Raw genomic sequence first — 9,971 nt, 5'->3', positions numbered from 1 at the left:
ATCATTACGTTATATATGTATTTTACACCCTTAGCCTTAAATACCTTATATATTTAACCATACTTAAACTTCTTTATTTATACTAAGCAATCTTAAAGGGGTAAAAATTATTTTATATGTCATGTATTTAAAACACATGTCGCCTTAAATAGTTGTTTACAGCTAATTGAATGGACATTATACTAAACACCTAACTTTGAGGAATAAAGTATGTCTATCAATAAAAACGCGCTAGATACTTATCGACTTTTGAAAGCAACCGCAGAAGTTGCTGAAAAATCACTAGAAGGACGTATCCAACATTACCGCGCCCATCTTAAATCTGAAGAAAAAGAATTAAGAACTTACACCCAAAAAGCAGCAGCTGATTTACTTGGCTGTAATAATCGTACCTTAAAAAGACGCCATGACAATGGTGACTTTGACGATTTAAATATAAAACGCGGTGCAAACGGCCACTATGCCTACACCTTAGTTAATATTTTTGCTATGGCTGATATTATGGACATACAGCCTGATCACCGCGCATCAACAGACAAACTCCAAGTTATTGTTATTAATTCATTAAAAGGTGGTTGTGGTAAAACAACAAGCATGGTTAACATTGCTGCTGCACTCGCTACTACTAACATTAAACGTTACCGTATCGGTATAATTGATTTAGATCCTCAAGGGTCATCATCAAGCTTTTTCCCATCTTCAGAGCCCGATCCAATTACCGTTGGTGATTTGATGCGTGACTGCATTGACCTTGATGAAGGTGAAACATGGCCTGAATTTGTGTCTAACTCTTTTTTACCAACACATATTCCTAATATTCGTGTTTTACCATCAGGTATGGATGACTTTTATTTTGAGCACGAAACAGCAACATTACTCAAAGACACCTCCAATTATGAGCAAACACGTCATTATCACAAACTATTAGAACGAGTAATAAATCCGGTAAAAGATGAGTTTGACATTCTTTTAATTGATACAGCGCCAACGCTTAACTTTATGTTTTACAATGCATTAATGGCTTCAACGGCGATGCTAATTCCGGTTCACCCTGAAGCGGTAGACTTTGATGCAAATAATAAATATTTAAAACGCTTAGGTGAGATTTATCATACCGTTGCCGCTCTTGGCCATGATGGTTGGGATTTCATGCAATTTTTAGTTACTAATTATGTTAAAGGCAATCACTCACAACGCGACATAGTTAAAGATGTGCGTAGTGCTTTTGGTCGCCAAGTAATGAGCTATCCTATTAATCATAGTTCAGCAATTACCGCCAGTTCATCGTCGTTCAATACTATCTTTGACCAAAAAGCATCTGACAGCTTAGCAAGTAGAGAGTCATTAATGCGCGCACAAGAAAATATCAAAGATGTAGTTGATGAACTCGAAATGCTAATTCGTTCTAATTGGCAATCCACTCAATCTAAATTAAATACGCCTAAGTAAGGATGTTGACTAAAAATGGCTAAAAAACGTAAAAATGACACCCGCTTAGATCCCTTTGCAACCGCTGTTGGCAGTAGCAGCTTAGATGCCCTTTTAGAGCAAGCCAATGCAGGCGACGTTATTCGTATGCCTGCTCCTAGTGATCCTAATCGGGAAATTACGCTTGTTTGTAAAGTGATAGCACATAACGAGATTGAAAACTCAACTCAGGTTTATGGTAAAAATCGTCGCGTACAAGCGCTTTTAAACGAAAAGTCAGTCGCAGATATTCTTCCTGCTATCAAAGAAGATGGCCGTAATCAGCACCCTGCCCTATTGTGGGAGCAAGGTGATATGAGCCTTGTATTAGCTGGCTCTAGACGTCGTAAAGCCTGTATTTTAGGTGGCGCAGACTACCTCGTATTGAGTTCTAGTGACTTTAGCGAGCAAGATGCCAAAGTACTTGCGGTTTCATCAGATCAATACATTGCCCCTAGTCTTTGGGAGTTGGGTCAAGCGTATCAGCAAACTAGAAACGATCTTATTCAACAAGGCAAAAAAGGCTCGTACCGTGAAATTGCTGTTATTGAAGGGGTATCGCATACAGCGATTGCTGATGCGATAAAAGCGTATGAGCAAATATCTGCAGATGTTATAGCCCTTTACCCAACAGCTAATCATGTTGGTAGAGAAGTTGCTAAAAAGCTGATTAACGCAAAGGAGCGCGATGATGAAGCATTTAACGAGTTAGTTGTTGCACTTGCCAGCAATGATGAAATTAACGCCTTAGAAGCCGACGACAAGCGCGCTATGCTAATTACTAAATACCTAACTGCAGAGCCTAAAACAGCATCAAAACGTGAAGCGGTTTTAGAAAATGACTTTATTAGTGTGCAACGCAACCTTAAAAGTGGTGACGTTTCAATTAAAATAAATAATAAAGTGATGACAGACAAGCGCTTAGAGCAACTTACTAAGTTATTAAGTGCCTTTAATTAGTTAGTAATATCGTGATCTGTAAAAGGGGTTGGGTTAGTTAAAACATGATCTAAACCTCTTTTTTAGTTGGTAAAAATCTGATCTTTAGTGGCATAAAAAGGCTAAAAACATGGCTTAAACCATCAAGGATCATATTTTTACTAACTAAACACCTCCTTTTAATGCCATTTTTCACCTTGTTAGTAAAAACCTGATCTAAGCCTAACTAAATCTCCTTTTAAAGTTAATTAATTGTTTTTATTTTGTAATTTAAACGTGCTTTTTTAGTGAGCAAAATTAAACAATGATCGCCAATTCGCTATAAACCAATTTTTTACTAACCAATCAGATCCAACCAGTTTATTTTAAAAATAATATTGCTTTAGCTCAGCGCTGATAAGGCATATACTGGAAAAATTGTTTTTAAATTTTAATACTTTGAGTGACATGTCTGCTAACTTATCAAAAAATGATTTAATGGCTATTTTTGAAGAAATTAAAAATGAGCAGGCTACCCAGTTTCCTCTTTCTGAGCGATTCATAAAAAAATTATTTAAACCCGCGGTGTTGGCCAAAGGAAAATCGTACTATAAAAACGGCCAAATCAGTTGGTTAGAACATAATGCAGATTTTTCTGTGGTTGACTCTACGGTGCAAGGTGATAAAGGAATCGCGTTCAACCAACGTATTGAGATCAGTAAATTACCAACTGGTTATTCGGTCGATACCCACTGTACCTGTAATGTTAAAACTAAATGCCGCCATTTGGCCGCTATTTTGTTAAAGCTTAAAATTGAGCATTCTGGTGAGTACGGTGAAGATTATTTTATTAATGATTGGTTTAGTGAACTAAGCGCACTTAAAAACACCGACCAAGCTCAACCCTCGCAAGTATTACTGTTTGTATTAGACATAGAAAACAACAAAGTATTTTTAACCCCTAAAATTGCCAACTACGATAAAAATAATAATTATGCACTTGGGCGAAATTTAACTGAGCAACAGCTTAATAGTTTTGTAACCCCTAGCGATTTGCTCGAAAGTGATTTTAGATTATATAGCTGGATCCGATCGCAAAATGCGGTCGGTAATATTGAGCTTAAAGGTCAATGGGGTTTTAATGCGCTGCAGCAATTACTAGCCACAGACAGATTATTTTTACAACGCTCTCGAGTACCTATTAAAGCGCAACCTGGTTTACCTCTTAACTTTGTTTGGGAAAAACAAAAAGAGGTAACCCAGTTAAAAATTCACTTGGATCAAATTCCTAATTGGGCGTTAATTAAAACAACGCCGCCTATCTACTTAGATTTAGATAAATATAAATTAGGCCGTATTCGTACGCCCCTCAGTGCTGATGAAATTGCGCACTTACAAACTATACCGGCGCTGCACGATACAAACTTTGACCGAATTTATAAGCAGCTTGCTGATAACTTTGGTGTAGGTGTTATTCCCCACCCTACTAATACACCAAGCACGCCTGTTAAGTCGTTGAGTAATGCCATACTTAAAGTCAGCATGTCGGGCTCAGTAATGGCTATTTCGTTATCGTTTAAGTATAAAAATAAAAACTATTTAGCGGGCACCGCGCCTGCAAAGTTAATTAATAGCGCCTTTGAAAACACCGTTACCAATGAGTTAGTCAACTTAGGCTTCGATTTTTGTAAAGGGGGTTTACACAGCGAGTTTATTTTTAGTCAGGAATCGGCTATTCACTTACATTGGCTAGTTCACGAGGTACTTCCCAGCTTTAAACAACGCGGTTGGCAAGTATCAATGAGCAAAGTTAATGTTGCTGATACTAAAAGCCAAATCTCATTGCATGTAAACAGAGCTGCAGGTCATCAAATGCATAGTAAAGTAATGCTAAACGATACCAAAGTAGCCACCCTATTAAATGTAAATAATAAACTGTATGAATCGTTAAACCGTCAAAGTGAATTATTTTATTACTACCCTGTTGGCCGTCAATTTGGGGTTATTGATAAAGCAGCCTTTAATTTATTAATTGAATTTAAAATGCGATTTGAATTTATTAAAACCCGTGACGAATTTAACATTCCGCTTTCATACTTACCTGAATTAGTTCAGCACACAGCTATTAATGTAGAGCTACATGACCCGTCACTAGAGCGTTACCTTGATGAACTAAATAACGATGCACTGCTATCACCTAACACTGCCATTCATGGCTTACACGATTCTGTAGTATTAAGAGAGTATCAGCAAGAAGGCGTGGCTTGGCTTAACTTTTTAAAGCGTAATCAGTTAGGTGGGATTTTAGCGGATGATATGGGCTTGGGTAAAACGTTACAAGTGATTGCCTACTTAGCAAGCTCATACAATACACCGCAAGCAGGGCCTACGCTTATTGTGTGCCCTACAAGTTTAGTGAGTAATTGGCAAAACGAAATTACCAAGTTCGCAAAAAGCTTAAAAGTGACCACTATTTTTGGTGCACACCGAAATGATTCGTTGCAGCATTTGGCACAAGCGCAATGTATTTTAACCACGTATCCGCTATTAAAACGTGACATTGCTTATTACTCACCGCTGTATTTTGAAAACATTATTCTTGATGAAGCCCAGTATATTAAAAACGATACCGCACAAGTTTCGCGGTTGGTAAAACGTTTAAATGCCGACTTTAAGCTTTGTTTAAGTGGCACCCCAATTGAAAACAATTTATTTGAATTAAAGTCATTGCTCGACTTTGCAATGCCCTCGCTTTTAGGTTCACAGGCGCACTTTAAGCAGCATTTTCAAGGCCCTATTGAACGCGAAAGCAACATTGAACGTGCAGAGCAACTAAAAGCGTTAATTATGCCGTTTATTTTGCGCCGTACTAAAGCCCAAGTGGCTCAAGAGCTACCGCAAAAAACCGAACTTATAAAAGAGTTTGAGTTTGAACCTAAACAAAAAGATATGTACCAAGGTATAACTCGTGCGCTTGAAGAAAAACTGATTGATTTATTTGCCGAGCAAGGCGTACAAAAAAGTAAACTCGCTTTTTTAGAAGCTCTATTAAAGTTACGCCAAATTTGTTGTCATCCTAAACTCATTGAACCTGAAACTGAGGCAGCCAGTGCTAAATTAGAATGGTTATCGAGTCACTTACCTTTAATGCTTAGCCTTGGCCGTAAAGTGATTATATTTAGCCAGTTTACCTCTGCCCTTGATTTAATTGCCGAGCGTTTAAATGAGCTAAATATTAATTTTAGTATGCTAACTGGGCAAACGCGCCATCGCGATAAAGTAATAGACGAATTTACCAGTGGTAACACTTCCGTGTTTTTAATTAGCTTAAAAGCCGGTGGTACAGGGCTTAATTTAACCCAAGCCGACACCGTTATTCATTTTGATCCATGGTGGAACCCAGCCGTTGAAAAACAAGCCACCGATCGTGCTTATCGAATTGGGCAAACAAACCCAGTGTTTGTTTATAAACTAATTATGGCTAACTCTATTGAACAAAAAGTATTTCAAATGCAGCAAGATAAGCAAGCGCTTGTAGATGCATTATTTACCGAAAAATCAATGAGTTTTACCCAGTTTGACGAACAACAAATGCTGTCTTTAATTAAAAGCTAAAATAATTTTAAAAAATCATGACGAGTTTTTGAACTTATTTAAATTGTAGGCGTCTATTAATATGCTTGGTTAAATTGCAGTTTCTCCAAGCTTTCATGTTGATATCCCATATAGTAGTTACTAGACATAGTAATGATTAAGCCAGCCAGTAATGCGCTGGCTTTTTTTTGCTTTTAAAAATATTTATTTTTTTATTTAATTTATTTTGAACTAATCACAAATGGCTGGGTCTATTATTATGCTTGTAGTTGATGTGTTGTTATACAAGTTTCATGTTGATTTCCCTGTTTGATTACTAATTTAGTAATATTGAGCCAGCTTTATTAGCTGGCTTTTTTTATGCCTCATATTCAACTTTTTTAAAATTATTTTGAACTAATTTAAACGCAGCGCGTCTACTATTATGCTTGTAGTTGATATGTTGTTTTACAAGTTTCATGTTGATTTCCCTGTTTGATTACTAATTTAGTAATATTGAGCCAGCTTTACTAGCTGGCTTTTTTTATGCGCTTAATTTAGTGTTTTACCCTACTGCTAAAGAGCGTAATTCGTTATGATGGCATGTCACTATATTTTAAAAGTTTATTCTATGTTTACTTCGTTTTTATCCCATTTAGATTGGTTAAGTGTTGGTACTGGCGCTATAGCCGGTATGGCTATTTTCAGCGTTGTATCAGTCCAGTTAAGCAAAAAAATAAAGCGCCAAGTGAGTGAGCAGCAACAACAGTTATTGTTATTACAAAGCCAGTATGAGCATACGCAAAACCAATATGCCTCTTTAGTGGAAGAGCACGACTTGTTAGGGCTTACTCATCAAGAGCAACGTGATCAGGCGCAACATTTTAAAACGCGATTAACTGAGCAAGAAAAACAAAGCCAACAATACAATCAATATTGGCGTAAAGCCGAGGCCGAACTTACTGCTCTGCGCGAGCAATATAACCTACGCGATGTCGAGCTTAATAATATACGCACCACTCTTGAGCAAAAACAGCAGCATTTTATTGAGCAGCTTGCGCAAATAGAGCAAAGCAAAGAAATACTTAAAAAAGAATTCGAAAATTTAGCCAATCAAATCTTAGAAGAAAAATCGCAAAAATTTAAAACCCTCAATCAAGAAAGCATAGAGCAGTTACTCAAGCCGGTTCAAGGTGAGCTAAAAGGCTTTAGAGATAAAATGGAATCTATTCACGTTGAAGATTTAAAACAACGTGCAGCACTTAAAACCGAGCTATTGCATTTACAAGCCAAAAGCCAAGCCATTACCGAGCAGGCTGACAAGCTAAGCAATGCCTTACAAGGGCAAAAGAAAACCCAAGGTAATTGGGGCGAGTTAATGCTTGAAAACGTGCTTGATAGCGCAGGCTTGCGAGCAGGTACTGATTATAAACGAGAAGTGTCGTTTAATACCGAGGACGGTCGTTTGCGCCCTGATGTGGTGGTGTATTTACCCCAAGGTCGGCACTTAGTGATTGATGCAAAAACATCGTTAAATGCCTATACCCGCTACGTAAATGCCGAAACAGAGCTGGAATCTCAACAAGCGATTAAAGAGCATGTAAATGCCGTAACTTCCCGTATAAATGAGTTGGCCAGTAAATCGTATGACCGTTTACCAGGGATAAACTCGCCTGAGGTTGTTATTATGTTTGTACCGATTGAATCCGCCTTTGTAGAAGCACTTAAATACCAAAGCGACATTTACCAGCAAGCAATTGAAAAAAACATTTTGGTTGCTACTCCTACTACCCTGCTAACCAGTTTAAATATTGTTAAGCAGTTATGGCGCTTTGAAGAGCAAACTAAATATTCAAAAGAGCTGGCTAATCGTGCTGAGCGTTTTTACAGTAAGCTCAACGGCTTTTTAACCAGTATGGAAGGGGTGGGTAAACAGCTCGATAAAGCCAAAGAAACCTACGATAAAGCATTTTCTCAGTTATACCGTGGTAAAGGTAACTTAATTAAACAAGCCTCAGAATTTAAAGAGCTGGGTGTATCGGTGCAAAAAGAGTTACCTCAAGAAAGCGTTGAACGCGCTCACTTAGAGCTTGATGAATAAAACACCACATATAATATTTGCGCACTGAGGTTGTGCATTTATGTGGCTAGTTATTTACTAACTGCGCAGGCACTATAATAATATCTGTCCTTTAGGATTAACCACATGCAACGCCCAACTGTTTTTTTCATTTCTCATGGTGGCGGCCCAATGCCATTACTAGGTGATGCCAACCATGCAGAAATGCGAGCCTGCTTAAAACAGGTTGCCGCTACAATCCCAAAGCCTTCTGCTATTTTAATGGTCAGCGCGCATTGGGAAGCTCAACCAATTAGTATAACCGCGCACTCTTCACCGCCACTTATTTACGATTACTACGGTTTTCCTGAGCAGGCGTATCAATTAACTTACCCTTGTGTCGGCGAGCCGCAACTTGCTAATTTAGTACAGCAAGCGCTCGCAACACATAATATTGACTCAAAACTCGATCCACAGCGTGGCTACGATCACGGTATGTTTGTACCGTTAAAAATTATGTATCCAGAGGCCGATATTCCCTGTGTGCAAATATCCTTGCACCCAAGCCTTGATCCGCTGTTGCATGTTGAAATTGGTAAAGCGTTGCAAAGTATTGATTACGATAACTTATTAATTATAGGCTCAGGCTTTACCTTCCATAATATGCGCGCTTTTGGTGTTACTCAGTCAAACGATGTTAACCAGCAAAATCAGGCATTTGAAAATTGGTTGGTAAGCACAATCGCAGATCAAACATTAACCGAGCAACAGCGTGAACAGCAATTATTAGCATGGCAGCAAGCTCCAGCTGCACGCTTTAATCACCCTAGAGAAGAGCACTTGTTACCGCTACATGTATGCTATGGCGCTGCTATGTGTGCAAGCACTGAGGTATTTGAATTAAATATTGCCAATAAACGAGCCAGTATGTATTTGTGGCAATAATAAAAAACACGCCAGACTTTGCTAGGCGTGTTTTTTGGTTCTACTGTATTTATTACAGTGGTTAAGCGTAAGCAATTACCATTTCATTTCGCCTTTATGAACTTTAGCGCCAATGCTAAGAGCCATAGGTAATACAGCCTCTGGGTATGAGTTGGTCATTTTATCTATCAGCAGCTTACTGCTATCACTACTTTGCTTAGCGTGTGCAAAATCCTTTAAATACTGGATTGAAAAATCAATATTTGCAGCATCTAATTGAGTGCCTGCTTTCATATGCCCAGGGATCACCACGTCAGGGTTGAGTGCTTTCATTTCATTAAGTTGCTTTGCCCATGCATTTTGCTCTGCCTGAGTTTGTGCATCGGCCATCCATAAATGAACATTAGCGTATACAGCCACATTCCCTAAAATAGCTTTATTATCAGGGATCCATAAATATGGGCGATGATTATGCTCACCCTCTGTGCCACGAATTTCAATGGTATGGCCTTCTATTTTTAAGCTATTACCATTAAATACCTTAGGTACGACGGGGTTTTTTGGTGCGTTTTCACCCATTTTTGGGGTCCAGAAAGCAAGTTTACCTTTAAGCTTTGCTGCTATTTTTTGGTGCACTGCCGGTGTGGTTATAATCTCTACGTCAGGAAAAAACTGCTGTAACACTTCAGCGCCAAAGTAGTAATCAGGATCGGCTTGGCTAATAAAAATAGTTTTTAGTTGTTTGCCAGAGTCAATTACTTTGGCGGCAATGCGCAGTGCATCTGCTTTGGTAAATCCGGTATCAATTAAAATTGCATCGGTACGGCCATAAACCAGCGTGGCATTAACATGAAAGCTATTGCTGTCAGCGTTATACACATCAAGGGTTAGTGGGGTTTCGTCTGCAATAGCGATATTGCTGGCTAATAGTGTGCTTAGTAAAAGCGTGCGTAGGTTCATGGTATTCTCATCATTGGTTGCTAATGCGAGCATAATAAAGGTTTGATATGTTCAGAAAAACAACCAATAA

The 9,971-nt window shown here is 38.4% G+C and carries 6 protein-coding genes; 5 read left to right on the top strand and 1 reads right to left on the bottom strand.

Annotated elements, in window-relative coordinates; all coding sequences use genetic code 11:
• The first annotated feature begins 210 nt into the window (after positions 1–210).
• The 5 genes from A9479_RS04675 to A9479_RS04655 all read left to right on the top strand — a co-directional run bounded on the left by A9479_RS04675 (position 211) and on the right by A9479_RS04655 (position 8,962).
• Positions 211–1,449 (top strand): AAA family ATPase, encoded by a 1,239-nt coding sequence (locus tag A9479_RS04675; protein WP_008464468.1) that lies wholly within the window; start codon positions 211–213, stop codon positions 1,447–1,449.
• 15 nt (positions 1,450–1,464) lie between these two features.
• On the top strand, positions 1,465–2,427 hold the full coding sequence (locus A9479_RS04670; RefSeq protein WP_064662819.1) for a hypothetical protein: 963 nt from the start codon (positions 1,465–1,467) through the stop codon (positions 2,425–2,427).
• A 426-nt stretch (positions 2,428–2,853) separates the two neighbouring features.
• The gene (locus A9479_RS04665) at positions 2,854–6,000 is read left to right on the top strand and encodes a DEAD/DEAH box helicase (protein WP_064662818.1); all 3,147 of its coding nucleotides are present in this window, start codon (positions 2,854–2,856) and stop codon (positions 5,998–6,000) included.
• A 589-nt stretch (positions 6,001–6,589) separates the two neighbouring features.
• Positions 6,590–8,059, top strand: a complete 1,470-nt coding sequence (rmuC, locus tag A9479_RS04660) for a DNA recombination protein RmuC (protein WP_064662821.1) — start codon at positions 6,590–6,592, stop codon at positions 8,057–8,059.
• Between the two features lie 105 nt (positions 8,060–8,164).
• A complete protein-coding gene (locus A9479_RS04655) occupies positions 8,165–8,962 on the top strand; it encodes a class III extradiol ring-cleavage dioxygenase (RefSeq protein ID WP_064662817.1) in 798 nt (265 codons plus the stop codon).
• A 75-nt stretch (positions 8,963–9,037) separates the two neighbouring features.
• Here A9479_RS04655 and A9479_RS04650 read toward each other — a convergent pair whose 3' ends face one another.
• Positions 9,038–9,934 carry an MBL fold metallo-hydrolase gene (locus A9479_RS04650; protein ID WP_156520090.1) on the bottom strand — a complete coding sequence of 299 codons (897 nt, stop codon included), beginning with the start codon at positions 9,932–9,934 and terminating at the stop codon, positions 9,038–9,040.
• Positions 9,935–9,971: the final 37 nt, after the last annotated feature.

It is taken from the genome of Pseudoalteromonas sp. MQS005, from assembly GCF_001661605.1.
Classification (GTDB): domain Bacteria; phylum Pseudomonadota; class Gammaproteobacteria; order Enterobacterales; family Alteromonadaceae; genus Pseudoalteromonas; species Pseudoalteromonas tetraodonis.
The sequence above is the reverse complement of the archived record's forward strand: the minus strand, read 5'-3'. Positions and strand labels throughout refer to the sequence as shown.

Coding starts and splice junctions, on each gene's coding strand:
- A9479_RS04675 (WP_008464468.1), top strand. CDS start 211: ATGTCTATCAATAAAAACGCGCTAGATACTTATCGACTTTTGAAAGCA.
- A9479_RS04670 (WP_064662819.1), top strand. CDS start 1,465: ATGGCTAAAAAACGTAAAAATGACACCCGCTTAGATCCCTTTGCAACC.
- A9479_RS04665 (WP_064662818.1), top strand. CDS start 2,854: ATGTCTGCTAACTTATCAAAAAATGATTTAATGGCTATTTTTGAAGAA.
- rmuC (WP_064662821.1), top strand. CDS start 6,590: ATGTTTACTTCGTTTTTATCCCATTTAGATTGGTTAAGTGTTGGTACT.
- A9479_RS04655 (WP_064662817.1), top strand. CDS start 8,165: ATGCAACGCCCAACTGTTTTTTTCATTTCTCATGGTGGCGGCCCAATG.
- A9479_RS04650 (WP_156520090.1), bottom strand. CDS start 9,934: ATGCTCGCATTAGCAACCAATGATGAGAATACCATGAACCTACGCACG.